The 26,444-nt window shown below is 69.0% G+C and carries 27 protein-coding genes; 12 read left to right on the top strand and 15 right to left on the bottom strand.

The window, feature by feature from the left end:
- The first annotated feature begins 36 nt into the window (after nt 1–36).
- Together CJZ80_RS01725 and aqpZ are read left to right on the top strand one after the other, a co-directional pair.
- Nucleotides 37–1,569 carry a UDP-N-acetylmuramoyl-L-alanyl-D-glutamate--2,6-diaminopimelate ligase gene (locus tag CJZ80_RS01725; protein WP_094510332.1) on the top strand — a complete coding sequence of 511 codons (1,533 nt, stop codon included), beginning with the start codon at nt 37–39 and terminating at the stop codon, nt 1,567–1,569.
- A 135-nt stretch (nt 1,570–1,704) separates the two neighbouring features.
- Nucleotides 1,705–2,448 carry an aquaporin Z gene (aqpZ, locus tag CJZ80_RS01720; protein ID WP_094510331.1) on the top strand — a complete coding sequence of 248 codons (744 nt, stop codon included), beginning with the start codon at nt 1,705–1,707 and terminating at the stop codon, nt 2,446–2,448.
- A 55-nt stretch (nt 2,449–2,503) separates the two neighbouring features.
- Here the strand turns inward: aqpZ and CJZ80_RS01715 are convergent, their stop codons facing one another.
- From CJZ80_RS01715 to sppA, 12 genes are all read right to left on the bottom strand, one after another.
- On the bottom strand, nt 2,504–3,685 hold the full coding sequence (locus tag CJZ80_RS01715) for an aminotransferase class V-fold PLP-dependent enzyme (protein ID WP_233132713.1): 1,182 nt from the start codon (nt 3,683–3,685) through the stop codon (nt 2,504–2,506).
- A gap of 19 nt (nt 3,686–3,704) precedes the next feature.
- On the bottom strand, nt 3,705–4,700 hold the full coding sequence (locus tag CJZ80_RS01710) for a 2-hydroxyacid dehydrogenase (RefSeq protein ID WP_198948197.1): 996 nt from the start codon (nt 4,698–4,700) through the stop codon (nt 3,705–3,707).
- A gap of 212 nt (nt 4,701–4,912) precedes the next feature.
- The gene (locus CJZ80_RS15405; RefSeq protein ID WP_198948196.1) at nt 4,913–5,071 is read right to left on the bottom strand and encodes a hypothetical protein; all 159 of its coding nucleotides are present in this window, start codon (nt 5,069–5,071) and stop codon (nt 4,913–4,915) included.
- A 90-nt stretch (nt 5,072–5,161) separates the two neighbouring features.
- On the bottom strand, nt 5,162–6,664 hold the full coding sequence (locus CJZ80_RS01705; RefSeq protein WP_094510329.1) for an AAA family ATPase: 1,503 nt from the start codon (nt 6,662–6,664) through the stop codon (nt 5,162–5,164).
- A gap of 59 nt (nt 6,665–6,723) precedes the next feature.
- Nucleotides 6,724–7,269 carry a DUF177 domain-containing protein gene (locus CJZ80_RS01700; protein WP_233132711.1) on the bottom strand — a complete coding sequence of 182 codons (546 nt, stop codon included), beginning with the start codon at nt 7,267–7,269 and terminating at the stop codon, nt 6,724–6,726.
- Nucleotides 7,266–8,405 (bottom strand): membrane protein insertase YidC, encoded by a 1,140-nt coding sequence (gene yidC / locus CJZ80_RS01695; RefSeq protein WP_094510328.1) that lies wholly within the window; start codon nt 8,403–8,405, stop codon nt 7,266–7,268. The genes CJZ80_RS01700 and yidC overlap by 4 nt, the downstream gene beginning before the upstream one ends.
- Nucleotides 8,406–8,495: 90 nt before the next feature.
- The gene (locus CJZ80_RS01690; RefSeq protein WP_094510327.1) at nt 8,496–8,948 is read right to left on the bottom strand and encodes a PH domain-containing protein; all 453 of its coding nucleotides are present in this window, start codon (nt 8,946–8,948) and stop codon (nt 8,496–8,498) included.
- Nucleotides 8,945–9,331 carry a ribonuclease P protein component gene (gene rnpA / locus CJZ80_RS01685; protein WP_094510326.1) on the bottom strand — a complete coding sequence of 129 codons (387 nt, stop codon included), beginning with the start codon at nt 9,329–9,331 and terminating at the stop codon, nt 8,945–8,947. The genes CJZ80_RS01690 and rnpA overlap by 4 nt, the downstream gene beginning before the upstream one ends.
- A gap of 37 nt (nt 9,332–9,368) precedes the next feature.
- A complete protein-coding gene (rpmH, locus tag CJZ80_RS01680; protein ID WP_006170261.1) occupies nt 9,369–9,506 on the bottom strand; it encodes a 50S ribosomal protein L34 in 138 nt (45 codons plus the stop codon).
- A 68-nt stretch (nt 9,507–9,574) separates the two neighbouring features.
- Nucleotides 9,575–10,213 (bottom strand): DUF2808 domain-containing protein, encoded by a 639-nt coding sequence (locus CJZ80_RS01675; RefSeq protein WP_094510325.1) that lies wholly within the window; start codon nt 10,211–10,213, stop codon nt 9,575–9,577.
- A 90-nt stretch (nt 10,214–10,303) separates the two neighbouring features.
- Nucleotides 10,304–10,684, bottom strand: a complete 381-nt coding sequence (aroH, locus tag CJZ80_RS01670) for a chorismate mutase (RefSeq protein ID WP_094510324.1) — start codon at nt 10,682–10,684, stop codon at nt 10,304–10,306.
- Nucleotides 10,681–11,493: a signal peptide peptidase SppA gene (gene sppA, locus CJZ80_RS01665; protein ID WP_094510323.1), complete on the bottom strand. Its 813-nt coding sequence runs from the start codon at nt 11,491–11,493 to the stop codon at nt 10,681–10,683. The genes aroH and sppA overlap by 4 nt, the downstream gene beginning before the upstream one ends.
- Before the next feature lie 53 nt (nt 11,494–11,546).
- On the opposite strand from sppA, the gene CJZ80_RS01660 reads away from it, so the two are divergent.
- Genes CJZ80_RS01660 through CJZ80_RS01650 form a run of 3 tightly spaced genes read left to right on the top strand, consistent with a single transcriptional unit; the run spans nt 11,547 to nt 15,551 of the window.
- Entirely contained in the window at nt 11,547–12,509 is a 963-nt protein-coding gene (locus CJZ80_RS01660; RefSeq protein ID WP_094510322.1) for a DMT family transporter, read from the top strand.
- A complete protein-coding gene (locus CJZ80_RS01655; protein ID WP_094510456.1) occupies nt 12,506–13,657 on the top strand; it encodes a glycosyltransferase in 1,152 nt (383 codons plus the stop codon). Before CJZ80_RS01660 ends, CJZ80_RS01655 begins: the two co-directional genes overlap by 4 nt.
- A gap of 25 nt (nt 13,658–13,682) precedes the next feature.
- The gene (locus CJZ80_RS01650; protein WP_369802967.1) at nt 13,683–15,551 is read left to right on the top strand and encodes an ArnT family glycosyltransferase; all 1,869 of its coding nucleotides are present in this window, start codon (nt 13,683–13,685) and stop codon (nt 15,549–15,551) included.
- Here the strand turns inward: CJZ80_RS01650 and CJZ80_RS01645 are convergent.
- Nucleotides 15,545–16,069 carry a DUF721 domain-containing protein gene (locus tag CJZ80_RS01645; protein ID WP_094510321.1) on the bottom strand — a complete coding sequence of 175 codons (525 nt, stop codon included), beginning with the start codon at nt 16,067–16,069 and terminating at the stop codon, nt 15,545–15,547. The genes CJZ80_RS01650 and CJZ80_RS01645 overlap by 7 nt on opposite strands.
- 81 nt (nt 16,070–16,150) lie before the next feature.
- Between CJZ80_RS01645 and CJZ80_RS01640 the strand changes: the two genes are divergently transcribed.
- The 5 genes from CJZ80_RS01640 to CJZ80_RS01620 are packed head-to-tail and all read left to right on the top strand — an operon-like array spanning nt 16,151 to nt 20,526.
- Entirely contained in the window at nt 16,151–16,924 is a 774-nt protein-coding gene (locus CJZ80_RS01640; RefSeq protein ID WP_094510320.1) for a PspA/IM30 family protein, read from the top strand.
- Between the two features lie 43 nt (nt 16,925–16,967).
- On the top strand, nt 16,968–17,321 hold the full coding sequence (trxA, locus tag CJZ80_RS01635; RefSeq protein ID WP_233132710.1) for a thioredoxin: 354 nt from the start codon (nt 16,968–16,970) through the stop codon (nt 17,319–17,321).
- A complete protein-coding gene (locus CJZ80_RS01630; RefSeq protein WP_094510318.1) occupies nt 17,308–18,522 on the top strand; it encodes an aminotransferase class I/II-fold pyridoxal phosphate-dependent enzyme in 1,215 nt (404 codons plus the stop codon). The genes trxA and CJZ80_RS01630 overlap by 14 nt, the downstream gene beginning before the upstream one ends.
- A 28-nt stretch (nt 18,523–18,550) precedes the next feature.
- Nucleotides 18,551–19,330: a biotin--[acetyl-CoA-carboxylase] ligase gene (locus tag CJZ80_RS01625; RefSeq protein WP_094510454.1), complete on the top strand. Its 780-nt coding sequence runs from the start codon at nt 18,551–18,553 to the stop codon at nt 19,328–19,330.
- Nucleotides 19,331–19,356: 26 nt separating this feature from the next.
- Complete coding sequence (locus CJZ80_RS01620; RefSeq protein WP_233132709.1) at nt 19,357–20,526, top strand: M23 family metallopeptidase; 1,170 nt, start codon at nt 19,357–19,359, stop codon at nt 20,524–20,526.
- 3 nt (nt 20,527–20,529) lie between these two features.
- On the opposite strand, the gene CJZ80_RS01615 is transcribed toward CJZ80_RS01620, so the two are convergent.
- On the bottom strand, nt 20,530–21,252 hold the full coding sequence (locus CJZ80_RS01615) for an ABC transporter ATP-binding protein (RefSeq protein WP_094510317.1): 723 nt from the start codon (nt 21,250–21,252) through the stop codon (nt 20,530–20,532).
- A complete protein-coding gene (locus tag CJZ80_RS01610) occupies nt 21,249–22,901 on the bottom strand; it encodes an NAD(P)H-quinone oxidoreductase subunit N (protein WP_094510316.1) in 1,653 nt (550 codons plus the stop codon). Before CJZ80_RS01610 ends, CJZ80_RS01615 begins: the two co-directional genes overlap by 4 nt.
- 111 nt (nt 22,902–23,012) lie before the next feature.
- Between CJZ80_RS01610 and topA the strand changes: the two genes are divergently transcribed.
- On the top strand, nt 23,013–25,820 hold the full coding sequence (topA, locus tag CJZ80_RS01605; RefSeq protein ID WP_094510315.1) for a type I DNA topoisomerase: 2,808 nt from the start codon (nt 23,013–23,015) through the stop codon (nt 25,818–25,820).
- Nucleotides 25,820–26,440, top strand: a complete 621-nt coding sequence (locus CJZ80_RS01600) for a hypothetical protein (RefSeq protein ID WP_094510314.1) — start codon at nt 25,820–25,822, stop codon at nt 26,438–26,440. Before topA ends, CJZ80_RS01600 begins: the two co-directional genes overlap by 1 nt.
- Nucleotides 26,441–26,444: the final 4 nt, after the last annotated feature.

Genomic DNA, 26,444 nt, shown 5'->3' with positions numbered 1-26,444 from the left:
AACCCCGATCCCACGGCGGCGGCTGCCCCCACCCCCATGACCCAGCCTCTCCATTCCCTCCTGCACCAGAGCGGTCTGGAGGTGCCCCGCACCCTGGGGGATGAGACCGTCACCGGCGTGAGCTGCGATTCCCGCCAAGTGGGCGCCGGCACCCTGTTCGTGGGGGTGCCCGGTGGTCAGGTGGACGGCGGCGTGTTCTGGCCCAAGGCGCTGAGCAATGGCGCGGTGGCTGCGGTGATCGGCGCGGCGGCCGCCGCCCAGTGCCCGCCCTCCGCCACCGACCCAGTGCTGGTGGTGCAGGGACCGCTGGCGGAAATTGCCGGACGGCTGGCCGCGGCCTTCTGGGGGGAGCCCAGCCAGCAGCTGGCCCTGATCGGCGTCACCGGCACCAACGGCAAAACCACCACCACCCATCTGATCGAACATCTGGCAGCCGCCTGCGGCCAGCCGGTCGCCCTGTTCGGCACGCTCAGCAACCGCTGGCCCGGACACAGCGCCACCGCCTCGCACACCACCGCCTTCGCCGACGAGCTGCAGCGGCAACTGGCCGAGGCGGTGGCCGCAGGCGCCCGGGTCGGGGCGATGGAGGTGAGCTCCCATGCCCTTGATCAAGCGCGGGTGGCGGGCTGCCGCTTCGCCGGTGCCGTGTTCACCAACCTCACCCAGGACCACCTCGACTACCACCCGTCGATGCAGGCCTACTTCGAGGCCAAGGCGCTGCTGTTCGCCTCCGAGCGGCTGGCAGGGGGCGCCGTGGTGAACATCGACGACCCGTGGGGCGCGCAGCTGGCGGAGCGCCTGACGGACACCCTCGGCGAGCGACTCTGGCGCTGCTCCCTGGCGACACCGGCCGAAGCGCCGGCGGGGGCGGGCGTGGCGGAGCTGGGTGTGCGTGATCTGGTGGTCGGGGCCGATGGCGTCAGCGGCACCCTGGTGAGCCCGCTGGGCTCAGGGCCGTTCTGCTCGCCGCTGGTGGGGCGCTTCAACCTGATGAACCTGCTGGAGGCGGTGGGCGCCCTGCTGCAGCAGGGGCTGGATCTGGCCCCGCTGCTGGCGGCGATCGACAGCTTCCGCGGGGTGCCCGGCCGCATGGAGCGGGTGGTGCTGGCTGGTGGTGCCGGCACTGACCTGCCGGCGGTGCTGGTGGACTACGCCCACACCCCCGATGGGCTGGAGAACGCCCTGGCCGCCTGCCGGCCCTTCTGCTCCGGCCGGCTGATCTGCGTGTTCGGCTGCGGCGGTGACCGTGACCGCGGCAAGCGGCCCCAGATGGCGGCGATCGCCGCCCGGCTGGCGGATCGGGTGGTGGTCACCTCCGACAATCCGCGCACGGAAGACCCCCAGCGCATCCTCGACGACGTGGTGGCCGGCATTCCCGCCGGCACCGACCTGGTGGTGGAGGGAGACCGGGCCACCGCCATCGCCCTCGGCATCGCCAGCGCCGCGCCCGGCGATCTGGTGCTGATCGCCGGCAAGGGCCATGAGGACTATCAGATTCTTGGCACCACCAAGATCCACTTCGACGACCGGGAAGAAGCGCAGAAGGCGCTGCAGCTCAGAACCGTCTGAGGAGGAAACGACCCTTGCAGGGGCCGGCAGGCACACTGACCGCCCCCCTGAAAACTGTGCGTCTGAACACACAAACGGCCGAAAACCAGCACCAGGCGGTGAGAAGATCAACCGCGATACCGCCGCTTAACCCGCATGGCCTCCAGTGTTCCACTGGCGAAGAAGTTCTTCGCTGAACTGATCGGCACCTTCTGGCTGGTGCTCGGAGGCTGCGGCAGCGCCGTGCTGGCAGCGGTGTTCCCCTACGACAACCCCGCCGCCAACCCTCTGGGCCTGGGCTTCCTCGGCGTCTCGCTCGCCTTCGGTCTGACCCTGCTGACCATGGTCTACACCTTCGGGCACATCTCCGGCTGTCACATCAACCCGGCCGTCAGCTTCGGGCTGTGGGCCGGCGGCAAGTTTCCCGGCTCCCAGCTGCTGCCCTACGTGATCGCCCAGGTGCTCGGCGGCGTGATCGCCGGCGGTGTGATCCTGCTCGTGGCCAGCGGCAGGGAGGGCTTCGCCCTCACTGGTGGCAATCCGCTGGCCACCAACGGCTGGGGAGCCCACTCCCCCGGCGGCTACGGCTTCCTGGCCGCGCTGGTGATCGAGGTGATCCTCACGTTCGTGTTCCTGCTGGTGATCATGGGCGCCACCGATCGCCTGGCTCCCGGCGGCTTTGCCGGGGTGCCGATCGGTCTCAGCCTCACCCTCATTCACCTGATCAGCATCCCCGTCACCAACACCTCCGTGAACCCCGCCCGCAGCACCGCCGTGGCGGTGTGGGTCGGCGGCGATGCCATGGCTCAGCTGTGGCTGTTCTGGGTGGCACCGATTGCCGGCGCCCTGCTGGCGGGCTGGGTTCACCGCACCCTGATGGCGTCCGACACGGTCGGCTGAACGCTCCTGGCTCACGTCACCGTCGGCGGAGCCCTCCTGGGTCACCGCCGGCGCCTCACACCAGCTGACACAGGGCATCGAGCAGCCGTTCCACTTCGGCTGCGCTGGTGGTCACATGGGTGCAGGCCCGCAGACAGCACGGGTCGTCGAGGCTGCGCAGCCAGAGTCCCTGCTTCCCCAGCGCCTCCACCACCGCCTGGGGGGTCTGACCGGCCACGGTGAAACTCACCAGGCCAGCGGGTGGCGCTGCACTCAGCAGCGGCGTGATCCCATCAATCGCCTGCAGCCCCTGCCACAGCTGGCCGCTGCGCTCCTGGATCAGCGAAAGCCGCTGCTCGCACGAGCCCAGCGACTCCAGCAACGCCAGCGAGGTGTGCAACCCTGCCAGCAGCGGCGTGCAGGAGGTGGCCACCTCGAAGCGGCGGCTGTCGGTGTGCCAGGCACTGCCCCCCTGGGATTCGTTCGCCAGGCTGCGCCAGCCTCCCAGCGTGGGCTGCGACTCCACCAGCAGCCGCGCCGACAGCGCCACCCCACCCAGCCCTTCAGGGCCGCAGCACCACTTGTGGCCGGTGAAGGCGTAGATGTCGGCCTGGCTGGCGGCTTCAGCCACGGGCAGGCTTCCCACCGACTGGGCCGCATCCACCAGCAACCATGGCTGGCGCCCATGCTCCCGCAGCCGCGCAGCCACGGCCGCGATCGGCATCACCAGGCCTGTGTTCCAGAGCAAGTGGGAGAGCACCACCAGGCGCGTGCGCGGCGTCAGTGCGGCTTCGAGCGCCGCCAGCACAGCGTCATCCACAGCAGCGGGGGAATCGCCGCGGATCTCCTTCACCGCCAGGGTGTCGAGGCTGAGGCCTTCGCGGCGCGCCAGCTCGCGGCAGGCCGCCACGATGCCGGGGTGCTCGCAATCACTGATCAGCAAGGTGTCGCCGGGCTGCCAGGGGAGCCCCCAGAGCGGCAGCACGCAGCCACTCGACACGTTCTCGGTGAGCGCCAACCGATCGGGAGGAACGCCGCAACCGGCCGCCAGAACCCCGCGCAGGCTGCTCAGTTGGGCTGACAGCCATGGCCAGACGTCTGTCGTGAACGGGCCCAGCTCCTGCAGCCGCTGCCAGCTGGCGGTGATCGCCGCGAGCGAGGGCGTCGGCAGCGGGCCCTGCCCGCCGTAGTTGAAGTAGCTCTTGTTCGCCAGCGCTGGCATGAGCTGCCGCAGCTGGGCAGGGGTGTGTGGATCCATGGGGGAAACGATGCCGTCGTCAGGTGAGCACGGAGCCCTTCAGGAAGGGGTGCGCCGCCGCCAGTGCCCGCAGGTTGACACCGGTCACGTGGGCGATATCACCGAGCGCCTCGTGGGTGAGGAAGGCCTGGTGGGCGGTGATCAGCACATTGGGGAAGGTGAGCAGCCTGGCGAGCAGATCGTCTTGAAGCACATGGCTGGAGAGATCCTCGAAGAACACCCCCTCCTCTTCCTCATAGACATCGAGTGCCACTCCACCGAGCCGGCCCGACTTGAGCGCCTCGATCAGCGCGGAGGTGTCAATCAGGCCGCCACGGCTCACATTGACGAGAATCACGCCCGGCTTCATGCGCTCAATGGTTTCGCGCCGAATGATGTGATGGGTTTCCGGCGTGAGCGGAACGTGCAGGGAGATCACATCACTCATCGAGGCCAATGTGATCGGATCGAGATAGGTGATGCCCTCCCGCGCCGCCCAGGCGGGGTCGGGATAGGGGTCGTAGGCCACCACCACCATGCCGAAGCCGTGAAGAATGCGCGCCACGATCTTGCCGATCTTGCCCGTACCCACGATTCCCACCGTCTTGCGATGCAGATCGCTCCCCACCAGGCCCTGCAGCGAGAAATTCATCTCCCGCACCCGGTTATAAGCCCGGTGCACCTTGCGGTTCAGGCTCAGCAGCAACGCCACCGCATGTTCAGCCACCGCATAGGGGGAATAGGCCGGAACATGGTTCACCGTGAGCCCCAGTTCCCTGGCTGAATCCAGATCGATATTGTTGAAGCCGGTGCAACGCAGGGCCACCAGTGTGATGCCCCTCGCCACCAGCTGCTGGATACAGGCCCGGTCGACCACATCGTTGACGAAGACACAGACAGCCTTGGCCCCTTCAGCGGCGGCGGCAGTATCCGCAGTGAGGCGAAAGGCAAGAAAGCGAAGCTGCACATCTGCGCCTGTGGCCGCTGGGAGATGGAGCCGGTCGTAGGGCTTCGCATCAAACACCGCCACGGTCAACGTCGTGGCGGCAGGGTCCGGAGGGGTGACAGATGGCAGAACCTGTGTGGGCGAAGGCTCTGGGTGTGTGAGCGAAGGCTGAACGTGAGTCGCCGTGGCCTCAACGTTCAGCGAAGGCTTCGAAGCATCCATGACCAAACGAACCGCACTGGATGGATCATCCAGGCGACCCTAACCAGCCACAGCGACCGTCAACCCTGGCCTGTGTGGGTTCAGAGAACCTGGCCCACCATCACAGCGGCGAGAGCGGAAAACAGGGTGATGCCGAGGGCGGTGAGGGGGTTCTGACCCTGGGCCACGGCGAAGGTGGTCACCACACCGGCACCAAGACAAGCCACGGCGATCTGGGTAGCGACGGCGGGACGATCCACGGTGTTCTGTACAACTGCACGGAACCGTAGGGATGGAGATTGCGGAGACTTCGCCATTCCCCGGGTTTCGTTACCCGGCGTCGGGGTTCGTTACTCGGCGTCTGTTTTCGTTACGCCGCGCAATCTGGAGGCCGGGCGGGCCCGGCCACTCTCGGCCCAGTGTTTGAGCGCCTCCAACTGTTCCCGCGCCGTGCGCGACAGGGGCACCAGATCACTGGCGGCGGCAATCAGATCAGGCTCACCGAACTCCCTGTGGTCGCCGAAGGCGAGGTGCATGGCCTCCACCACCACCTGCTCCAGTTCTGCGCCGGAGAAGCCAGCGGTGCGGTCCACGAGCACATCCAGGGGGATGCGGTGGTCGGGGCGCCGCCGGCGCAGCTGCAGATCGAGAATCGCCAGCCGCTCAGCCACATCAGGCAGATCGAGCAGGAAGATCTCGTCGAAGCGTCCTTTGCGCATCAGCTCGGGGGGCAGGCTGTCCACCCCGTTGGCGGTGGCCACCACGAACACGGCGGAGGTTTTCTCCGCCATCCAGGTGAGCAGGCTGGCCAGCACCCTCTGACTGGTGCCGCCGTCGCTGCGGCTGTCGCCACCGAAGCCCTTGTCGATCTCGTCGATCCAGAGCACGCAGGGGGCCATGGCCTCGGCGCGGCGGATCATGTCCCGGGTGCGGGCCTCGCTGGCTCCTACCAGGCCGGCGAACAGGCGTCCCACATCGAGGCGCAGCAGCGGCATCGCCCAGCTGTGGGCGATCGCCTTGGCCGTGAGCGATTTTCCCGTGCCCTGTGGACCGACCAGCAGCACACCGCGGGGTAGCGGCAGGCCATAGCGCTCGGCCTCGTCGCTGAAGGCCAGCTTGCGCTGCTTCAACCAGTGCTTGAGGGCGTCGAGGCCGCCGATGTCGGAGGGGGTCGCTTCGGTTGGGCAATACTCCAGCAGCTCGCTGCGGGCGATCGCCTGCCGCTTCTCCTCCAGCACTTCGGTGAGATCGGCTTCGCCGAGCTGCCCCCGGCGGGCCAGGGCCCGGGCGGCCACCTGACGGATGCGTTGCTCGGTGAGGCCGCTACAGCAGTGGGCCAGTTGCTCCAGCAGGGCAGGCTCCGGCGGCCGGCCGCTGGCCTGACCGATGTTGGTGAGCAGCTGGCTGATCTCGCTGGGACTGGGAAGGGGCAGCTCGAGCACGGTGATGCACTCCTCCAGTTCGCGCGGCACCTGCCAGTCGGGGGCCGTGATCACCAGGGTGCGGGGCTGGCGGCGCAGGCTGGTAGCCAGATTGCGCAGGCGGCGCGAGATGCCCGGGTCCTCGCAGTAGCGGTTGAAATCCAGCAGCAGCAGGATCGCTGGTTGATCCGGAGGCAGGGATTCGATGCTGTCGAGCGCCGCCATCGGGTTGCGGGCTGCCTCCCCCCGCCGGTTGGGCAGGCCCTCCAGCCCCTGCACGAAATCCCAGCGCAGCAGCAGCCGCTGGCCCAGCCGCTCGGCCGCGGTGGTGAGCAGCGTCTGGATGCGCTCCTCTTCAGGGCTGCGGATCCAGAGGATCGGCGTGCGCGAACGGATCAGCAGATCCAGCTGGTCGATCCAGGGCGCCGTCATCGGCCGGCTTCAGGGGCGCTGAACGGGAAGGGAGCGGCGACGTGGGGCATGGGAGCGGATCAGCGGAGCTCACGCAACCGCGCCCAGCGCGGGTCGATCCCAGCACCATCCTGGGAAGCGGAATCGGGGATCGGGGCCGCGTCGTGGGTGCCCCAGCTGGCAGGCCCGGGGCAGTCGGGGCCGCAATGGTTGCGCAGGGGCCATTGCAGGCTGAGCTGCTCGAACAGCCAATGGGCGGGATCGAAACTGCCCTGGGGATCAAGGCGCTCGCAGGGGCCATCGAGCGGGTCGTCATCTGGCTCGCTCGGTTCAGCGTCGCCGATCCAGAGCGGTTCACGCTCCTTGAAGGCGATCGGCTGGTTGTAGTGGCGCAGGCAGCGGTCGCAGCAGAGGGTGATGATCGTGTGGGCCGCACCGCTCACCTCCAGCACGCTGCCGCCATGCAGGGCAGTGATCGTGCCCCGCACCGGCGTGAGGGTGGTGAGGGCCGGCAGATGCTGGTCGACCGCCCAGTGACACCCCTGGGGCATCAGCCGCAGCTGCTGCAGGGGGATCGGCTGCAGCGGCACCGCCTGCGGAGGGTGGGAGGGGCCGCGCTGTGTCACTTCTTGCTCTTGGGCTCAAACGGCAGCCGGTCGAGGGCGGCGGCGCCGCTGGAGGCCACCGACACGGTCTGCTGAGCAAGCTGCTGGTCAAGAATCTCCTGGAGGTTGTCGGGAAGGGCTTCGCGGGTGAGCAGGAAGGTCTGCAGGCCCTGGAAGATGTTCGCCACCACCATGTAAAGCAGGACGCCGGCGGGCAACGGGAAGAACAGGAACATGCCGGTGATCATCACGGGCGTGATCTTGTTGGCGGTGGACTGCTGCGGGTTCGGCGGCATGCCCATGCCCGAGAGGATCTGGGAGACGAACAGGCTGGCGCCGAAAGCTCCCACCAGGATGGCGATGTCCCAGTTGATCGCCCCATCGGTGTAGAAGCCCACCTGACCGAGCGCCTTGATGAACAGGAAGCCGCTGCGGGCTGCCAGGCCGGGCACCTTGGCCTCCACCGTGGCGTCACCGGTGCCGATGGCCGTGATCCTGCCGTCGTCGCTCACCGCCACGACGCCATCGCCTTTGGTCACCGACCAGGTGGGCAGGAAGGCCGAACCGTTCTCCACATCGGCGAGGACGGAGGTGAACGGCTTGCCGTCACGGGTGTGCAGCTCGATCTGGGCCGTGTCGCCGACGCCGAGCTTGGTGCCTTGCTCAAGGCTGGCAACCACTGGCACGTGGCTGGTTTCGGTGATGAAGATCGAATGGCTGGCGCTGTTGAACGGCTTGGCTTCCACCGCAGCGATCTGGTCGGCGGGGAGCACCTTGAGGTTGAGGGTGTAGGGCACATCGGCGAAGGGGGACCCCCGCAGGGTGGCGAACAGGGCGAACAGGATCGGCATCTGAACAACCAGCGGCAGGCAGCCAGCCAGCGGGCTGCCGAACTCCTTCATCAACTTGCCCAGCTCTTCCTGCTGCTTCTGTGGGTTGCTGGCGTAGCGCGATTTGATCTCCGCCTGACGCTTCTGCATCACCGGCTGGGCGATGCGCATGCGGCGGGCACTGCGGATGGAGCCGGCGCTCAGCGGGAAGAGCGCCAGCCGGATCACCACGGTGAGCGCGATGATGGCCAGCCCGTAGCTCGGCACCAATCCGTAGAAGAAATCGAGGATGGGGAGCAGCAGGTTGTCGGAGATGTAGCCGATCACAGCGGGGTGGGGACGGGGGGAAGGATCTGATCGGCCCAGTGTGCCCGACCAATGGGGCGGTGCGAGCGCACCGGGAGGGAGTGGGGGGCGTCAGGCCGTGGCCAGCTGGGCATCGCCGAATCCCTTCGTTCCTGCTGCGGCGCTGGTCTTGGCTGCCATGCGCTCGAGGATGTAGGCCTCTGTTTCGCGGAAGCGGGGCACGGAACGCATTTCCAGCTTGGCGCCATCGTTGAGCACCAGCACCATGTCGCCCCAGGCGCCGAAGCCGCGGGGCACCGAGCGCAGCTCGCGGATCTGGCTGTACACCACCTGGCTGCGGTCGCGGCCCAGCCAGCCACCGCTCACGGAGATGCGCCGGCTGGTGATGCGGAAGCGCAGCCAGAGCGCACGCACGATGGCCCCCACGGCGAAGGGGATGCCGATCAAGGTGAGACCGAGCAGCAGGTTGAAGATCAGATCGCCCTTGGCCGGACCACCCTCATAAAAGACGGGTTCGGGAATGGTGGGGATCACGGGGAGACCATCGGCCGGGGTACCGCTCATGGGCTCAGACCTGCCTTGCGAAACAGCTCCGCACATTCTCCCAGCAAGGCCTCGGTGTCCGCGTCCGCACTGCCCGGCTTGAGGCTGAGCAGCAGCCAGAGGGCACGGCCGGAGGGCTGGGGGCCGGCACAGCGCTGGTGGAGCCAGGCGTGCAGCTGGCGCCGCAGCTGATTGCGCCGCACCGCCAGCTTGCTGACCTTGCTGCTCACCACCACGGCACAACGCCAGCGGCTGGGCGGGTGTGGGCCACCAGTGCGCAGCAGGGCGGGGTCCGCCTCAGTGACACGCAACACCAGGAGCGATCCATGCACCCTGCGGCCGTTGCGGTAGAGGCGGTCGAAGGCCCGGCGGCTCCGCAGCCTCAGCGCGGCGGGCAAGGCCATGGAGAAGGGCCTGAACGGCCTGGCGAAGGGAATCGGATCAGACGGCCAGGCGGGCGCGGCCGCGGCGGCGGCGGGTGCGGATCACGCGGCGGCCGGTGTGGGAGCGCATGCGCACCCGGAATCCGGAGACGCGCTTGCGTTTGCGGCTGGTTCCTTCGAGGGTGCGCTTTGTCATGGTGCCGCTCTGGGTCTTGCTTGTGGTCGATTGGCCAACTTATCAGGCAGGTGCCCGTGGGCCCGGGCTCAGTTGTTGGTGGGGTCGATCTGGATCAGCCAGCTGCCCAGGTAGCCGGCAAATGGCACATCCCCTGGCGCCTGTGCCAGGGCATTGAACTGATACATGCCCGTGTTGAAGGGATTGAACAGGTTCATGTACACCCCGATGGTGATGTCGTCGGGGATGGGGCGGTCAGGGAAGATCTCGATCGCCTTGCCATTGGCGTTCACCTCGATGGTGGCGGGGATCTGCTCCTTGCAGCGGGTGCGCGACATCACACCGCCTTCCTGCATCACGCAGAGCTTGAGGTCCTTGGGATTGATCTTGGTGTCGAAGGTGGCAGGCACGGCCACGGTGAGCTTGAGAATGGCCGTGTTGCGGTCTTTGGGCCTCAGGATCAGGTAATACTCCGAGCGCTTCAGCCGTGCCGTCTCGGTCATGAAGAAGTAGAGCTTGCGGTAATCCCGGTTGTTGTCCCAGCGGAATTCCAGCAGGCCCGGCGTGCCCTGGGAGCGGGCTGCGGGCACATCGCCGATGGTGGCCGCCAGGGCCGTGCCGGCCAGGGCTAGAGCCAGCGCAGCGCTGGCCCGGGAGAATCGCCGCCGCAACGGGCTCACCGGACGCGCCGGACGGGAGCGGAGCGGGCCGAGCAACGGAAGGGTCATTGGGACGGGGGTGGGGGCCGAAAGGCTGTGGGTGCATTCTCCCTCCCCTGTTCCGGCGGTTCAGCCCAGGCGGGTGCAGCGGCCGAGCTGTCAGTTATGACCGGATCTGTCCGGACGCAACCGGGCTGCCTCGCGCAGGTACGGATGGGCCGGAGGGCGGGAGGCCTCCATCCAGGCGTGGGCCAGCAGCCGGATGCAGCGAGGAAGGTCGCCAGTCACCGCCATCTGCTGGCAGTCCAGCAAAGCCACCGCGTCCCAGCCGGGGTAGCGGCGGGCGATCGCCGCAGGGAAGCAGGCGTTCAGGTCGGGGGTGACCGAGAAGGTGACCGAGAGCACCTGCGGGCCCTCCAGGCCATTGCGGGCAATCAGGGCGTCGAGCAGCTCGGCCACTGCCTCGGCGATGGCCGCGCTGGTGTTGGCCTCGACGGTGATTGCGGCCCGCAGCGCCCGCAGCGCAAGTGGCTGGTTCATGGCCGCCAGAGCCAGAGCGGCTGGCCGCTCCAGGCCAGTTCCAGGCTGAGCGCCTGGTGGAGGCCGGCGAAGAGGTTGCGGCCTGGCAGGAACGACAGCACCCGCTTGGCGGGCTTGCCGAAGGTAGTGGGACGCACCTCCTGTTCATCGAGGCCTGCCAACCGGGCCGCCAGCCGACGGGCGGTGTCCTCGTCGCCCAGTTCATCCACCAGGCCCAGCTCAAGCGCCTGAGCGCCCGTGAACACCCGCCCATCGGCGAAGCCACGCACCACTTCCTCACTGAGGCACCGACCGGTGGCGACCGCCGCCACGAACTGGTCGTAGCTGGAATCAATCAAGCCCTGCAGCAGGCTGCGCTCCTCGGTGGTGAGGGCGCGGTCGGGGGAAAGGATGTCCTTGTAGGGGCCGCTCTTGACCGTCTCGAAGCTGATGCCCACCCGCTCAAGCAGGCGGGAAAGGTTGTTGCCCCGCAGGATCACGCCGATCGAGCCAGTGATCGTGCCCGGATTGGACACAATGCGCTCCGCCGCCACCCCCACGTACACCCCGCCGGAAGCGGAGATATTGCCGAAGCTGGCCACCACTCGGCAACCCTTGTCCCGCAAGCGGAGCAGGGCAGCGTGGATCTCCTGGCTGTCGCCAACGGTGCCACCAGGGGTGTCGATGCGCAGCAGCAGGGCCGGGCATTCCCGTTCCTCCACCTGGCGCAACGCCTTGAGCACCCGCTCGCGCGTGCCCCCGGCGATCGGTCCCTCGATCACGACGCGGGCCAGGGTTTTGCGGGACTTTCGGCGCCAGGGCCAGGGCATGCGCTGCGGCACGTAGTGGCTGGATCTTAAAAAGGTTGTTGGCGGCCGCTCCGATGACTCCCGTTTTCCGTTGGCTGCCGATGCTGCTTCCCTTCGCGCTGTGGGGAACGGCGATGGCGGCGATGAAGCCGCTGCTCGCCCACAGCGGGCCGCTCACGCTGGCCTGGATGCGTCTGCTGCCCGCTGGCGTGGCCGTGCTGCTGGCCGCCGTAGCGCTGCGGCGCCCGCTCGGGGTGGATCCCGCCGACCGGCTCTGGCTGCTGGCCTTCGCGCTTGTGGACGGCACGCTGTTTCAGGGACTGCTGGCGCGCGGGCTGGAGGGAACCGGCGCCGGGCTGGGCTCGGTGCTGATCGATTCGCAGCCGCTGCTGGTGGCGCTGCTGGCCCGTGCCCTGTTCGGCGAAGCGATCAACCCGGTGGGCTGGCTCGGCCTGTTGCTGGGGCTGGCCGGCATCCTCTGCCTGGGCTTGCCGGCGCCGCTGCTCCAGCACTGGTGGCTGGAGGGTCCCATCAGCTTCGGGGTGCGGGCCTGGAGCCACGGCGAGCTCTGGATGCTGGGCGCCGCCGTGGCGATGGCGGTGGGCACGGTGCTCTGCCGCTTTGCGATGCGGCGCAGCGATCCGGTGGCCATCACCGGCTGGCACATGGTGATCGGCGGGGTGCCGCTGCTGATCGGTGCTGCACTGGGGCCCGCCCTCGATCCGGCGCTGCCGCCCTTCTGGCCGACCTGGACCCTGCAGGAATGGGGCTGGATGGCCTACGCCAGCCTCCTGGGCAGCGCCCTGGCCTATGGCCTGTTTTTCTGGTTCGCCAGCAGCGGCGATCTCACCGGCTTTTCGGCCCTCACCTTCCTCACCCCGGTGTTCGCCCTGCTCTGCGGTCTGCTGCTGCTGGATGAGCACCTGCGCCCGCTGCAGTGGCTGGGGGCCGCCCTGGCGATGGTGTCGGTGCTGCTGATCAACCGGCGCCGCCAACTGTGGGTGCCCGCCAGCGCCACACCGGAGCCGGCCCCATGAGCACGGGTTTGCGGCTGTTGCTGGTGAGCACGCCGGTGGGCACGCTCGGCAGTGGCCGGGGTGGGGGCGTGGAGCTCACCCTGGCGGCGCTGGTGGCAGGACTGGGCGGGCGCGGCCACCGGCTCACGGTGCTAGCCGGTGAAGGTTCCCGGCTGCCCCCCGGCAGCGGGGCGGTGCAGCTCTGGACCTGCTCCGGCCACGACCAGCCCAGCTGGCAGCACCAGAGCCACGACAGTGCCGTGCAGATCCCTGCCGACGGCCTGCTGCCGGCCCTGTGGGACCGGGTGCTGCAGGAGCAGGGCAGCTTCGATGCGGTGCTCAACCTGGCCTACGACTGGCTGCCTCTCTGGCTCACGCCCCACTGCGCCACGCCGCTGTTCCATCTGGTGAGCATGGGCTCGGTGGCGCGGGTGATGGATGCGGTGATCGCCGATGTGGCGCGTCGCTGCCCGGGGCGGCTGGCCTTCCACACGCGCTCCCAGGCGGCGGATTTCGACCTGCCCGGCCCGCCGCTGGTGCTGGGCAACGGTTTCGATCTGACGGCTTATCGCTTCCGCGCCGAGCCCGACCCGGAAGCCCCCCTGGGCTGGGCCGGACGCATCGCTCCGGAGAAGGGGTTGATCGACGCGGCGCGGGTGGCCGCCGGGCTGGGCCGGCGCTTGCTGGTGTGGGGGGTGGTGGAAGACGCCGCCTACCGGGAAGCGGTGGAGGCGGCGGTGCCGGCCGGCACCGTGCACTGGCGCGGCTTTCTGCCCACCGGGGAGCTGCAGGCGGAGCTCGGCGGCTGCCGCGTGTTCCTGAACACGCCGAAATGGAACGAAGCCTTCGGCAACGTGGTGGTGGAGGCGATGGCCTGCGGTGTGCCTGTGGTGGCCTACCGCCGTGGCGGCCCCGGCGAGCTGGTGGAGCCCGGCATCAACGGCCTGCTCGTTCCTCCCGACGACCTGGAGGCGATGCAGGCGGCCGTGCTTGCCGCCGAAGGCCTCGACCGGCTGGCCTGCAGGCACTGGGTGGAGCGCCATGCCTCGCGGGAGGCATTCGCAGGGCGCGTGGAGGCCTGGCTGCTGGCCGGTCTGGAGCCAGGCTCCCCCGCCGGTCATTCACTACAAGGTCAAACGGCGGGCCGGACGCCGGACGCCGGGACGTAGGTTTCCCACGATCGTTCCGCTGCTCGTGCCCCCTGCCAACCCGCCGGCCGCGGTTCGTCGAGGCAAGGGCTGGCGGCTTGCGCTCCTTGTCACGGCAGTGCTCGGGCTGGGGATCTTCGTTCTGCAACTCGGCGAGGCTGGGCTGGTGGACGAAACGCCACCGCTGTTCGCTGGCGCCGCCCGGGCGATGGCCGAGACCGGCGACTGGCTGACCCCGCGGGTGAACGGACTGCCCCGCTACGACAAGCCGCCCTTGATCTATTGGCTGATGGGGCTGGTGTACGCCCTGCCGGATCACGCCCGCTTCGACCCGCTCGGCAGCTGGGCCGCCGGCCTGCCGTCAGCCCTCTCCAGCATCGGCGTGATGCTGGCCCTCTGCGCCACCCTGCTGCGCTGGCCCCAGCCCAGCCTGGGCCCGGGGGGAGAACGGCTGCCCCGGCGGCCTGCCCGCAGCGCCGTGGTGGCGGCCCTGGCCTTTGCGCTTTCTCCGTTGGTGCTGCTGTGGGGGCGCATCGGCGTCAGCGATGCCCTGCTCAGCGGCTGTCTGGCCGTCAGCCTGCTGCTGCTGTGGCAGGCCTGGGCCGACCCCGGCCGCCCCTGGTGGCCAGGCTGGCTGGTGCTGGGCCTGGCGGTGCTGGCCAAGGGGCCGGTGGCTGTGGTGCTCGCCGGCCTCACCCTCGTCGGCTTCGGGTGGCATCAGGGCAGTCTGCCGGCCCTCTGGGCACGGCTGAAGGCCGGGCGCGGCCTGGTGATCACAGCGCTGGTGGCCGTGCCCTGGTATGCCGCGATGCTGGTGGTGGAGGGGCAGCCCTTCTGGGACAGCTTCTTCGGCTACCACAACCTGCAGCGCTTCAGTTCGGTGGTGAACGACCACCTCCAGCCCTGGTGGTTTTTCCTGCCGGTGCTGGTGATCGCCAGCCTGCCATTCACACCGCTGCTGCTGCTCGGCCTGAAGCGTGGCCTGGCCAGAACCCCGAGGGCGCCCCAGCACTCCTTGCGCAGCTTTGCCGCCTGGTGGTTGCTGGCTGTGCTGGTGTTCTTCACCATGGCAGCCACAAAACTGCCGAGCTACTGGCTGCCTGCCACCCCGGCGGCGGGCCTGCTGATCTCCCTGGCGGCCCAGGACGGCGAAAGCGGCAGGCGGGACGGCGAAGGGCGTGGCGCTGGGGCCGGCCGCTGGTTCCTGCTCGCCCAGGCCGCCACCGTGCTGCTCACCACCACGGTGGCGGTGGCGCTTTGGGTGTCCAACACCTGGATACCCCTGATCAAGGATCCAGAGATGCCCACCCTGACGGCGGAGCTCACCGCCAGCGGGTTCGTCGAGAGGGCAGCCCTGTTCTGGACCCTGGCGGCCCTGGTCGGCCTGCTCTGCCTGTGGCGGGTGGTGCCCGGCTGGCTGCTGGGGCTGCAGCTTCCCTTGGTGGCATTCCATCTCTTCGCCCTGCTGCCGCTATGGCAACTCGGTGATGGCGTGCGGCAGCGACCGGTGCGAGAAATGGCCGCCAGCGTGCAGCGGGAGATCCGCCCCAGCGAGGCCCTGGCGATGGTGGGGGTACTCAAGCCTTCGCTGCACTACTACACCGGTCGAGTGGTGATCTACGAGGGGATTTCCGTCGATGGCATGGTGAACCTCAGCGATCGCCTGCGCCACGAGCAGCGCGAGGGGCAGCAGCCCAGTACCCGCGCCGAGTCCCCCACCGTGCTCGTGGTGATCGATCACAACACGAGCCAGCTGCCCTACTGGCGCGCCGTTCAGGGGGAAGAGCTCGATCGCGCCGGCATCTACCGCCTCTGGCGCGTGGACCGCGCGCGGTTGGAGAGCGCCGCCGCGGCGCTGGTGAACAGGGGGGCAGGCCGTCCTAGCTGGCGGGATCCAAGGCCGGAGCGCTATTGAGCGCCGTCCTGGCGCACGCAGAAGCTGCAATGCCCCCAGCGCTTCAGTTCACCAGCTGGAGCGGGTGCGCCGCAGCGGGGGCAATCGGTGAGGCCTTGGACATCGATGCGGCTGGGGTGGGCAGCCCAGACCTCTGCCTCACTCTCGCTGCCAGCGCTGGCGGCGGCGGCTGGGTGGTGGTGCTGAAAGCGCAGATCACGGATCTGGAAGCCCGCGCCCCGCAGCGCTCCCAGCAGCTGATGGCGGTTGAAGCGGAGCGCCTGCAGCCACTGCGGGTGGTTCGCCCCCACCCACAGCACCCCGGCCTGCAGCGACAGGGGGCGGCAATGGGGCGCCAGCTGAGCACCCGCCACCTTCGGCCAGGCCTGCCACAGCGCCGCCAGGCTGCCGTTGCGGCGCCACTGGGCAGAGAGGGCGGTGAGACAGGTGCCCACCGCGGTGGCAGGCCGCCGCTGCGGCGCCACCAGCACCTGCAGGGAGCCGAAGCGACGGGTCTGGTCGCGGGGGGCGATCGCCATGGGGCCAGGTTAGGTGCGGGCAACCGGCGGAGCCAGGGCCGCCCGCCACCGCTACCCTCGGACGTGCCCCCTCCATGATCCATGGGCTTCTTCGATCGGCTCAGCCGCCTGCTGCGGGCCAACCTCAACGATCTGGTCAGCAAGGCGGAGGATCCGGGCAAGATCCTGGATCAGTCGGTCGCGGACATGCAGTCCGACCTGGTGAAGCTGCGCACGGCCGTGGCCACCGCGATCGCCAGCCAGAAGCGCATCCAGAATCAGGCGCAGCAGGCGGAAGCCCAGAGCAAAACCTGGTACGAGCGGGCCGAGCTGGCGCTCAAGAAAGGCGAGGAGGATCTGGCGCGCGAAGCGCTCAGCCGCCGCAAGACCTATCAGGACACCGCCACCGCGCTCAACAACCAGCTCTCCAGCCAGGCAGGCCAGGTCGACGCGCTGAAGAAGAGTCTGCTGGCACTGGAAGGCAAGATCGCCGAGGCCAAGACCAAGAAGGACATGCTCAAGGCCCGCTCCCAGGCGGCGCAGGCCCAGGAGCAGTTGCAGAGCGCCGTCAGCGGGTTGGGCACCAACTCCGCCATGGCCGCCTTCGAGCAGATGGAGGAGAAGGTGCTGCAGCAGGAGGCCCGTAGCCAGGCCGCGGCCGAGCTGGCCGGCGCCGACCTGGAAAGCCAGTTCGCCTCCCTGGAGGGCAGCGAGGTGGACGACGAGCTGGCCGCTCTCAAGAACCGGCTGGAAGGCGGCCCTGCCGCCACCCCCCTGCTGGCCGCCGACAGTCCCACCCCCCTGCTGGAACCCGTGAAGGCCGCGGAAGTGGATGCCGAGCTCGAAGAGCTCAAGCGCTCAATCGACAAGCTCTGAGCTCCGGCGGTGCGGCAGGATCCCCGCCAGGGGATTCCTAGACTTGGACTCTCCCGATCCCTGCTCGTTCCCTCCCGTGGCCGTTGCCCAGTTCACCGACGCGAACTTCGCCTCCGACGTGCTTGAGCGGCCCGGCGCGGTACTGGTCGACGTCTGGGCCAGTTGGTGTGGCCCCTGCCGCCTGATGGCGCCGCTGATGGAGGCGGCCGCCAGCGATTACGCCGGGCGCCTGGAGGTGGGCAAGCTGGAGGCCGATGGCAACCCCAGCGTGCGCGATGCCCTGAAGATCCAGGGGCTACCCACCTTGATCCTGTTCAAGGGCGGCGAAGAAGTGGCCCGCCATGAAGGGGCGATGGCCCGTCCACAGCTCAACGCCTTCCTTGATGCCCATCTCTGAGCGGGTCGCCCGCCTGGGCAGCGGAGTCTTCGCCCGCAACGATCAACGCAAATCCGACTACCGGCAATACTGCAGCACCCTGAGCGCTGCCGATCCCAGCAGCAGCCCCGCGCCGCTGCTGGATCTCTCGCTCGGCTCCACCGATCTGCCCCCGCCGCCGCAGGCGCTGGCGGCCATGGCGGCGGCACTCACCGAGCCGGGCAGCTCCTCTTACTGCCTGCACGCTTCCACGCGTCCGTTCCGGGAGGCGGCCGCCGCCTGGGCCCGGCGCCGCTTCGATGTGGCCGTCGATCCTGACAGCGAAGTGCTGTTGCTGGTGGGCTCGCAGGAAGGCACCGCCCACCTTCCCCTGGCTGTGCTTGACCCGGGCGACCGTGCCCTGCTGCTGGATCCCTTCTACCCCTCCCACCGCGGCGGCCTGGAGCTGGCAGGCGCGCGCTCCCTGCTGCTGCCCCTGCAGGCCGAGCAGGGCTGGCGGCCGCCGTTCGAGCAGGTGCCCTCCAGCCAGTGGGAGCAGCTCAAGCTGATGGTGCTTGGCTATCCGCACAACCCCACCGCCACCACGGGCGAACAGGCCTGGCTGGAGGAAGCGGCCGCACGAGCCGTGCAGCACGGCTTCGTGTTCGCCCACGACAACCCCTACGTGGACCTGGCCTTAGAGGGCGAAGCGCCCGCCTTGCTGCGCAGTCCGCACTGGCGCCAGTGCGGGATCGAATTCTTCTCGCTCTCCAAGAGCTGGTGCCTGGGCGGCTTCCGGCTCGCCTTCGCGATCGGTGCCGCCCCCTTGATCACCGCCCTGCGCCAGGTGAAAGGAGTGGTCGACTTCAACCAGTCGCTGGCGTTGCAGGCCGGGGCGATCGCCGCCCTGGAGCAGGCGCCGCAGTGGCCGCAGCAACTGCGTGCCACCTACCGGGAGCGCCGCGACCGCATGATGGGGGCGCTCGAGGCCCAGGGCTGGCCGGTGCAGCGGCCCTCCATGGCCCTCTACCTCTGGCTGGAGCTGCCGCCCGTGGCCCGCGCCATGGGCTCGGAAGCCTTCTGCGCGGCCCTGCTGAAGGGCAGCGGTGTGGCGCTCACCCCGGGCAACGGCTTCGGCGACGGCGGCGAGGGGTGGGTGCGGCTGGCGCTGGTGCATCCGGCGGCGGAGCTGGAGGCCGGCGCGGGGCGAATCGGGAACTGGCTGCGTTCCTTCTCCGGGTGAGGTGGTCGCTGGCTGGCCGCACCGGCCCATGATCGGCCGCATCGCCGCTGCCCGACGCGAGCTGCAGCTGCGGGAGGGGTACCTCGCGCCACCTCTGCCCTGGAGGCTGGCGATGGTGCCGGTATGCGGGAGCACGGAACGGCTGCTCGATCAACGAAAGGCAGGGTGGGGCTCCGGGCCACTGGCACTGCTGGCGCAGCGGCAGCGCTTCGGCCATGGCCAGCAGGGTCGCCCGTGGGTCTCGCCCCACGGTGGGGTCTGGTTGAGTGCGGCTCTGCCGTGGCCGCCTCAGGGGGCTTCCCTCGCCATGGCGGCGGCCGTGGGTCTGGCGCTGCAGCTGGAGGCGCTAGGGCTGGCGCCCACGCTGAAATGGCCGAACGATCTGCTGCTGCACAACTGCAAGGTGGCGGGACTGCTGCCCCGGCTGCGCCTGCGCGGCGGCCGCATCCAGGCGGCCCGGGTGGGCATCGGCCTCAACGGGGAGAACCCTGTACCGGCTGGGGCGATCAACGTGCGCCAGGCGCTGGCGCTCAGCGGCCAGGCTCGACGGCAGGGAGCCGATGCCATCCGCCTGGCAGCCCGGGTGCTGCTGGCGCTTGACTGGGCCGTGGCGGCGGCCGTTGAACCGGAGCGGGTGTGGCAAGAAGCCGACAGGCGACTGCATGGCCGCGGTCAACCCTTGCTGTGGCAGGGAGAGACCTGGATGGTGGCCGGGCTGGCCCGCGACGGCGGCCTGGAACTGCGACGTGGCGCGGAGTGCACCATCGTGCGCCGCCGCTTCGCAGAACTGTCGCCCCAGGTTGCCTAAGCTGAACTCGCATTTTGCCACCTGGTGTGAACCGCCTTCGTCATCTGCCCGTGCTCGCGATCGGACTGGCCTCTGTGATCGGAGCGCCGCTCGCCCTCGCCGAGCTGCGCGATGCCGCGGCCGGTGCCCCAGCCGCCATCGCACCAGCTCCCACAGCTCCTGCTGCGCCCCTTCCCGCACCCCCCCCGCCGGCGGTGCCCCAGGCGCTCACGCCGCCAGCCCCGCCCCTGGTACCCCAGGCAGGCTCCAGCGACACCTCCCCCCAGCCGCTACGACCCAGCCTGCAGCGTTCCCAGACCCCAGCCCTCTCCTTTGACCAGGTGCTGGATCGCTTCGAGCGTGAGGGAGTGGTGACACCGGCCGAACGGCGGCGGGCACGCCTCGGCGCCGTGGTGCGACCTGAAAACATGCCGGCCCATCGCCAGGCTTGCAGCGAGGGCGCCCTCTCCCCCTCCGAATGCCGCGGCGTGGTGGTGAGCTGGCCTGGTAGTGATTCTGTCACCGGCTCCGGCGGCCTGCTCCCCGATGGCACCTATGCCAGCGGCGGGCCCGGATCCATGCCGCTGCCTCCGATCACCGTGCCCGTGTCGGCACTGCTGGCCGGCCAGGGGGGCAACTTCAGCCTTGCCAGCGTGTTCCGCATCACCCCCAGGCCTGCGCCGCTCCTGGGCAACGGCAACCGCAGCCTGCTGTTTCCGCTGATCGGATCGGCTGTCACCACTAGCGAATTCGGCTGGCGGATGCACCCGGTGATCGGTAGCTGGCTGATGCATGCGGGCCGGGATCTGGCGGCGCCGGAGGGCACCCCAGTGGTGGCGGCCCTGGCCGGGCGAGTGGTGAGCAGTGGCCTGGCCGGCGGCTACGGCCTGGCGGTGGAGGTGGAGCATGAGCGTCCCCTGCGCCGCACCCTCTACGGCCACCTCTCCGAGCTGTTCGTCAAAGAAGGGGAGTGGGTGGCTCAGGGCGAAGTGATCGGCCGGGTCGGCAGCACCGGGCTGAGCACCGGCCCTCATCTTCACTTCGAGTTGCGCCAGCCGGCCAATGGCGGCTGGGTGGCGGTGGAGCCTGGAGAATTCGACCCGGGCCGTCAGCTGCTGGGCGGCAGCGATGCGATTGCCCTGCTGATGGGCCAGTTGCTGGAAACGCTCGAGCGGCCCAGCGCACCAGCCGCTTCCAGCGCCGCAGGGCCGGGCTAAGCGTTAGGCGAAGGCGTCATCCAGGCGGCCATCGCGGAAGTGCACGATGCGATCGGCCCGCGCAGCCACGTCGTCTTCATGGGTGACCATCACCACGGTCATCCCTTCCTGGTGCAGCTGATCAAAGATCTCCAGCACCTCCTGGGTGGTCTGGGAATCCAGCGCCCCTGTGGGTTCGTCGGCCAGCAGCAGGGCCGGCCGGTTGATGATCGCCCGCGCGATCGCCACACGCTGCTGCTGACCGCCGGAGAGCTGGTTCGGTTTGTTCTGCAGGCGATGGCCGAGCCCGACACGTTCGAGGGCTTCAATGCCCAGCTGGCGGCGCTGCTCGGCGGGGATGCCGGCGTAGATCATCGGCAACATCACGTTGTCGATTGCGCTCATGTGGGCCAGCAGATGAAACTGCTGGAACACGAAACCCAGCTTGCGGTTGCGAAGATCGGCCAGCTCGTCGTCGTCGAGATCCTCCACCGCCGATCCGCTGAGCCGGTAATGGCCAAACGTGGGACGATCAAGGCAGCCGATGATGTTCATCGCCGTGCTTTTGCCTGAACCGGAAGCTCCCATCACGGCGAGATAGTCGCCCTCCATCACCGTGAGGCTGAGTTCATCAAGGGCACGCACCTCGGTGTCGCCTGAGCCGTACACCTTGCTCACGCGATCAAGGACGGCCACGGGCTCATGGGCCCGGGACCGTGAGAGGTCCGCCGGGGCCGTGAGCGTCATCCCAGCAGGGCAGGCGTGGGAGGAACGGGGGCCACGGCGATGGCGGTGGCTTCACGGGCGGCTGAAGAGGCAATCGACTGCTGCAGCATCGGCGTGCCGGTGACGGCCTCATTCGCCCAGCTGAATAGCGGATTGGAGAGCACACCGCCCACCGCCGTGATCAGCACGCAGGCCACCAGGGCGGTGCGCAGGGTGCCCATGCCAGCCAGATTCCAGGTGATCGCCGGGTAGGCCTTCACCACATCGGAGGCTTCCTGCGGCTCCTTCACCACCATCATCTTGATCACCGAGATGTAGTAGTAGATCGACACCACGGACGTGATCAAGCCAACCACCACCAGCAGATACTGGTGGTCGGCCCAGCCGGCAAAGAACAGATAGATCTTGCCGAAGAAGCCGAGCATCGGCGGGATTCCCCCCAGCGACAGCAGGCAGAGACTGAGACCGAGCGTGATCAGTGGATCTTTCTGATAAAGGCCGGCGTAATCGGAAATGCGGTCGCTGCCGGTGCGCAGCGAGAACAGGATGATGCAGGCGAAGGCGCCCAGGTTCATGAACAGGTAGGCCGCCATGTAGAGCACCATGGCGGCATAGCCGTCTTCGGTGCCGCACACCAGGCCGATCATCACGAAGCCGGCCTGGCCGATCGAGCTGTAGGCCAGCATCCGCTTCATGGTGGTCTGGGCCAGGGCCACCACGTTGCCCAGGGTCATGCTCAGGACCGCCAGCACGGTGAACAGCAGCTTCCACTGCGTGTCGAAGGTGTCGAAGCAGCCCACCAGCAAGCGCAGGGCCAAGGCGAAGCCGGCGGCCTTGGAGCCCACGGAAAGGAACGCCACCACCGGGGTGGGCGACCCCTCGTAGACGTCCGGGGTCCACTGGTGGAAGGGCACCGCAGCGATCTTGAAGGCCACGGTGGCCAGCACGAACACCAGCGCCAATGCCGTGACCGGCGTGGCACTGGTCTGAAGGGCAAGTCCGACCGCGTCAAGGCCGGTGGAGCCGCCAGTGAGGCCGTAGAGGAGGGAGGCGCCGTAGAGAAAGACCGCAGCGGCGGCGGAACCCACCAGCAGATATTTGAGCGCTGCCTCGCCGGAGCGGGCATCCCGCTTCATGTAGCCCGACAGGAGGTAGCTGGACACCGAAAGGGTTTCCAGCGACACGAAGATGCTGACCAGATCGGTGGAGCCGCACAGGAACATGGCGCCGAGCGTGGCCGCCAGCAGGATCGCGGCGTATTCGCCAACCGGGCTGCCAGAACGCTCCACGTAGCGCCAGCTGATCATCAGAGAGAGCAGGGTGGAGGCTGCCACCACGGCGCGGAAAGCCACCGCCAGATCGTCCGCCAGGAACGAGCCAAGGAACGAAGGCTCCAGCGGCGTGTTCCACTGCAGAGCCAGGAGCACCAGAGCCGTGCCCAGGCCGGCGTAACAGATCGGCGGCACCCAGCGGATCGCCGCTTCCTCGCCGGCCAGATCAACCAGCAGGCAGATCAGCAGGGCGATGAGGATGGCAGCCTCTGGCGCAATGGCGCCGGAATTGAGCTGGGCGGCGGTGATTCCCAGCCCGATCGCGGGCGCTGTGGCCAGGGAGGCGACGGCCAGGTGGGGCAGTTCCGTCAGGGCGGGAAGGGCGCCAAACAGATCCATGTCGGCTTCAAACGATCGCCTTTTCGAGCGGACTGTAGCGGCGGCGCCGATCATTCTCAGGCGGGGCGGGCCGCCGATGCGATAAAGAGGGAACCGGTTCATCGCCTGCCTGTGGCGCACACCCTGGTCATCGTCGAGAGCCCCACCAAGGCCCGCACCATCCGCGCCTTCCTGCCGAAGGAGTTCCGGGTGGAGGCGTCGATGGGGCACGTCCGTGACCTGCCCAACAACGCCAGCGAGATTCCCGCCGCCTACAAGGGCGAGAAGTGGGCGAACCTGGGCGTCAACACCAGCGAGGATTTCGCGCCGCTCTACGTGGTGCCGAAAGACAAAAAGAAGGTGGTGAAGGAGCTGAAGGACGCGCTGAAGGGCGCCGACCAGCTGCTCCTGGCCACGGATGAAGACCGGGAAGGCGAAAGCATCAGCTGGCACCTGCTGGAGCTGCTCAGCCCCAAGGTGCCGGTCAAGCGGATGGTGTTCCACGAGATCACCAAGGACGCCATCCACCGCGCCCTCGACCAGACGCGCGAACTCGACATGGAGTTGGTGCACGCCCAGGAAACGCGACGGATCCTCGACCGGCTGGTGGGCTACACCCTCTCACCGCTGCTGTGGAAAAAAGTGGCCTGGGGGCTTTCTGCCGGCAGGGTGCAATCGGTGGCGGTGCGGCTGCTGGTGCAGCGGGAGCGTGCCCGGCGGGCCTTCCGCAGCGGCAGCTACTGGGACCTCAAGGCCGAGCTGGAGCAGCCGGGCGGCCGGTTCGAAGCCAAGCTCACCCACCTGGCCGGCGAGCGCATCGCCCAGGGCAGCGACTTCGACGAAAGCACCGGGGGGCTCAAGCCCGGCAGCACAGTGAAGCTGCTGGCGGAGAGCGAAGCGCGCGCCCTGCGCGAAAGCGTGCTGGCCCTGCCCTGGCGGGTGGAGCAGGTGGAGGAGAAACCCACGGTGCGCAAGCCCGTGCCGCCCTTCACCACGAGCACCCTGCAGCAGGAAGCCAACCGCAAGCTGCGGCTCTCGGCCCGCGAAACCATGCGCACGGCCCAGGCGCTCTATGAGCGCGGCTTCATCACCTACATGCGCACCGACTCGGTGCACCTCTCCGAGCAGGCGATCAGCGCCGCCCGTGCCTGTGTGGCTGAGAAGTACGGCGACAGCTTCCTAAGCCCCGCCCCGCGGCAGTTCAGCACCAAGAGCCGCAACGCCCAGGAGGCCCACGAGGCGATCCGCCCCTCCGGTGAACGCTTCCGCACCCCCAAGGACACCGGTCTCGACGGCAAGGATCTCGCCCTTTACGAGCTGATCTGGAAACGCACCGTGGCCAGCCAGATGGCCGATGCACGGCTCACGATGCTGGCAGTGGAGATCGTCGCCGGGGACGCCCGCTTCCGGGCCAGCGGCAAGCGCATCGATTTTGCCGGTTTCTTCCGCGCCTATGTGGAGGGCAGCGACGATCCCGACGCGGCGCTGGAGGGGCAGGAACTGCTGCTGCCCGCCCTGGCGGTGGGCGATGCACCGGTCTGCAAGTCAGTGGAGGCACTCGGCCACCAGACCCAGCCGCCGGCCCGCTACAGCGAAGCGGCACTGGTGAAGATGCTGGAGAAGGAAGGAATCGGCAGACCGTCCACCTACGCCAGCATCATCGGCACGATCACCGACCGCGGCTACGCCACCCTCGCCGGCAACGCGCTCACCCCCAGCTTCACCGCCTTCGCGGTGACCGCCCTGCTGGAGGAGCACTTCCCCGACCTGGTGGACACCAGCTTCACCGCGCGGATGGAGAACACACTCGATGAGATTTCCCACGGCAAGGTCCAGTGGCTCCCCTATCTGAACAGCTTCTTCAAGGGGGAGAAGGGGCTCGAAGCCCAGGTGCAGCAGCGCGAGGGCGACATCGATCCCACCGCCTCACGCACGATCGTGATGGAGGGCCTGCCCTGCGTGGTGCGGATCGGGCGCTTCGGCGCCTACCTGGAGTCGAAGCGGGTCGCGGACGACGGCAGCGAGGAGCTGGTGAAGGCCACCCTGCCCCAGGAGATCACCCCGGCCGAGCTCGATGCCGAGCATGCCGAACAGATCCTGCGCCAGAAAACCGAGGGGCCTGAATCACTGGGGGAAGACCCCGAAACCGGCGATGCGATCTACCTGCTGTTCGGCCAGTACGGCCCCTACCTGCAACGGGGGCAGGTGAGCGAGGAGAACCCCAAACCGAAGCGGGCCTCCCTGCCCAAGGGCGTCAAGCCGGAGGATCTCAGCCTCGATGATGCCCTTGGCCTGCTGCGTTTGCCGCGGCTGCTGGGCGAGCACCCCGATGGTGGGCGGATTCAGGCCGGCCTGGGCCGCTTCGGTCCCTACGTGGTGCACGACAAGGCGAAGGGAGAAAAGGACTACCGCTCGCTCAAGGCAGAAGACGACGTGCTGCTGGTGGGGTTGTCGCGCGCCATCGAGCTGCTGGCCACCCCCAAGCGGGGCCGGGGCGGCCGCACGGCCCTGAAGGACCTGGGCATCCCTGAGGGGGACGAGGAAACCATCCAGGTGTTCGACGGTCCCTACGGCCTCTACGTGAAGCAGGGCAAGGTGAACGCCTCGCTGCCGGAGGGCGCCACGGCGGACACAATCACGATCGAGCAGGCCGTTGAGCTCCTGGCCGCGAAGGCCGCCAGCGGCAAGGCCAAGACCCGCAAGCCCGCCGCCCGCTCCGCCGCCAAGACCGCCGCTGCCAAGACCACCGGAACCAAGCCAGCCGCCACCAAGACCACCAGCAGCCGCAAGGCCACCGGCACTTCGGCAGCGAGCAGCAGGAGCGGCGCGGCGGAGGCCAAGGCTGCCGGCGGAACCGCCAAAGCCAAGCCGCCGGCCACCACCAAGACCGGACGTCCACGCGCCAGCGCCGTGCGGATCATCAAGGCCGCCTCCGGCTGATGGGCCACTACCCCCGCCGCCCCCTGCTCCTGCTGGCGTCGCTGCTGCTCACACTGGCCGGCTGTGCCGGCACGCCCTTCGGCCAGCAGCTGGCAGCCGGGTTCGATGCTCCGGCGCCACCGGCCGCCACCACATCCCCCGCCTCCGGTGCCGCCCGGCCGGGTGCCTCTTCCGGCACCGCCATTTCCCCCACAGGCTCGAATCCCACCACACCGGCCACAGGCGCGAACGCCACCACCGCGGCCACGGCTTCCCCCGGCACTGCCACGCCGGCCACCGCCGCCCCGGGCGCGGCGCCAGGAACACAGTCACTCTCCCCCACGCCGGCGGTCCCTGGCCGCGCCGCAGGACAGGCAGGTGATGCCGCCCGCAGCCCCACCGGCGGCCCCAGCGCCGGTAACCGAGCCGCTGGGAGACAAGGACAGGCACCGGCCGCCGCTGTGCCCTACAGGATCACTCTGAAGCTGCCCGGCGCCGATCCTTCCGCACCTGCCGAAGCGGTCACCGAGGCACTGCGGGCCGCCGGCCTGCGCTTTGAGGTGGAGACCATCGAGCGGATCCCAACGCCGGAAACCGGCGCGGCAGCGCCGAAGACCACGCCGGCGCCGGCGCCACGCTGAGCCG

The organism is Synechococcus sp. MW101C3, assembly GCF_002252635.1.
GTDB lineage: Bacteria > Cyanobacteriota > Cyanobacteriia > PCC-6307 > Cyanobiaceae > MW101C3.
The sequence above is the reverse complement of the archived record's forward strand: the minus strand, read 5'-3'. Positions and strand labels throughout refer to the sequence as shown.

Bases quoted from the DNA above. Each gene is read 5' to 3' on its own strand.
- CJZ80_RS01725 (WP_094510332.1), top strand. From the start codon at position 37: ATGACCCAGCCTCTCCATTCCCTCCTGCACCAGAGCGGTCTGGAGGTG.
- aqpZ (WP_094510331.1), top strand. From the start codon at position 1,705: ATGGCCTCCAGTGTTCCACTGGCGAAGAAGTTCTTCGCTGAACTGATC.
- CJZ80_RS01715 (WP_233132713.1), bottom strand. From the start codon at position 3,685: ATGGATCCACACACCCCTGCCCAGCTGCGGCAGCTCATGCCAGCGCTG.
- CJZ80_RS01705 (WP_094510329.1), bottom strand. From the start codon at position 6,664: ATGACGGCGCCCTGGATCGACCAGCTGGATCTGCTGATCCGTTCGCGC.
- CJZ80_RS01690 (WP_094510327.1), bottom strand. From the start codon at position 8,948: ATGAGCGGTACCCCGGCCGATGGTCTCCCCGTGATCCCCACCATTCCC.
- rnpA (WP_094510326.1), bottom strand. From the start codon at position 9,331: ATGGCCTTGCCCGCCGCGCTGAGGCTGCGGAGCCGCCGGGCCTTCGAC.
- rpmH (WP_006170261.1), bottom strand. From the start codon at position 9,506: ATGACAAAGCGCACCCTCGAAGGAACCAGCCGCAAACGCAAGCGCGTC.
- CJZ80_RS01675 (WP_094510325.1), bottom strand. From the start codon at position 10,213: ATGACCCTTCCGTTGCTCGGCCCGCTCCGCTCCCGTCCGGCGCGTCCG.
- aroH (WP_094510324.1), bottom strand. From the start codon at position 10,684: ATGAACCAGCCACTTGCGCTGCGGGCGCTGCGGGCCGCAATCACCGTC.
- sppA (WP_094510323.1), bottom strand. From the start codon at position 11,493: ATGCCCTGGCCCTGGCGCCGAAAGTCCCGCAAAACCCTGGCCCGCGTC.
- CJZ80_RS01660 (WP_094510322.1), top strand. From the start codon at position 11,547: ATGACTCCCGTTTTCCGTTGGCTGCCGATGCTGCTTCCCTTCGCGCTG.
- CJZ80_RS01655 (WP_094510456.1), top strand. From the start codon at position 12,506: ATGAGCACGGGTTTGCGGCTGTTGCTGGTGAGCACGCCGGTGGGCACG.
- CJZ80_RS01645 (WP_094510321.1), bottom strand. From the start codon at position 16,069: ATGGCGATCGCCCCCCGCGACCAGACCCGTCGCTTCGGCTCCCTGCAG.
- CJZ80_RS01640 (WP_094510320.1), top strand. From the start codon at position 16,151: ATGGGCTTCTTCGATCGGCTCAGCCGCCTGCTGCGGGCCAACCTCAAC.
- CJZ80_RS01630 (WP_094510318.1), top strand. From the start codon at position 17,308: ATGCCCATCTCTGAGCGGGTCGCCCGCCTGGGCAGCGGAGTCTTCGCC.
- CJZ80_RS01625 (WP_094510454.1), top strand. From the start codon at position 18,551: ATGATCGGCCGCATCGCCGCTGCCCGACGCGAGCTGCAGCTGCGGGAG.
- CJZ80_RS01615 (WP_094510317.1), bottom strand. From the start codon at position 21,252: ATGACGCTCACGGCCCCGGCGGACCTCTCACGGTCCCGGGCCCATGAG.
- CJZ80_RS01610 (WP_094510316.1), bottom strand. From the start codon at position 22,901: ATGGATCTGTTTGGCGCCCTTCCCGCCCTGACGGAACTGCCCCACCTG.
- CJZ80_RS01600 (WP_094510314.1), top strand. From the start codon at position 25,820: ATGGGCCACTACCCCCGCCGCCCCCTGCTCCTGCTGGCGTCGCTGCTG.